Source organism: Phocaeicola sp. HCN-6420 (genome assembly GCF_037890145.1).
In the GTDB taxonomy this organism is placed as follows: domain Bacteria; phylum Bacteroidota; class Bacteroidia; order Bacteroidales; family Bacteroidaceae; genus Phocaeicola.
Genome location: NZ_JBBKBJ010000078.1, coordinates 1 through 941, shown reverse-complemented (window position 1 = coordinate 941; position 941 = coordinate 1). Strand labels below are relative to the sequence as shown.

The window sequence follows — 941 nt, the reverse complement described above, 5'->3', positions numbered from 1 at the left end:
TTCATCCGGGCGATGAAGCGCAAAAAGAAGAAAAAACGCAAGGGCTTGGGTATGTAATCAGAGTATCAACAATTAAAAAATCAATGTATGTCACAACAAGAAGACGATTTGAGGGCATTGGCGAAAATCATGGATTTTCTGCGTGCCGTGAGTATCATTTTAGTGGTCATGAACGTGTACTGGTTCTGCTACGAAGCCATCCGGCTGTGGGGCGTGAACATCGGCGTGGTGGACAAAATCCTTCTGAACTTCGACCGCACGGCGGGGCTGTTCCATTCCATTCTCTACACGAAGCTGTTTTCCGTCCTTTTGCTTGCCTTGTCCTGTCTGGGTACGAAGGGTGTCAAGGGTGAGAAAATCACTTGGGGGAGAATCTGGACAGCATTTGCCGTCGGGTTCGTGCTGTTTTTCCTGAACTGGTGGTTGCTGCCCCTGCCGCTGCCGCTTGAAGCGGTGACGGGACTGTATGTCCTTACCATTGGAACGGGCTATGTCTGCCTGTTGATGGGTGGTCTGTGGATGAGCCGCCTGTTGAAACACAATTTGATGGAGGATGTTTTCAACAACGAGAACGAGAGTTTCATGCAGGAAACGAGGCTTATCGAAAGCGAGTATTCGGTCAATCTGCCGACACGTTTCTATTACAGGAAACGCTGGAACAACGGTTGGATCAATGTAGTTAATCCCTTCCGTGCGTCCATCGTGTTGGGTACGCCGGGCAGCGGCAAGTCCTATGCCGTGGTAAACAATTTTATCAAGCAACAGATTGAAAAGGGCTTTAGTCAATACATCTACGATTTCAAGTATCCCGACCTATCTACTATTGCCTACAACCATTTGCTGAACCACCCGGACGGCTACAAGGTAAAGCCGAAGTTCTATGTGATCAACTTCGACGACCCGCGACGCTCTCATCGGTGCAATCCCATTCACCCGGATTT

General features: G+C 49.1%; 1 protein-coding gene. It reads left to right on the top strand.

The window, feature by feature from the left end; translation table 11 throughout:
• Positions 1 to 87: 87 nt before the first annotated feature.
• A partial coding sequence (locus WKT12_RS16435) for a YWFCY domain-containing protein (RefSeq protein ID WP_340320327.1) occupies positions 88 to 941 on the top strand: 854 nt, incomplete at its 3' end.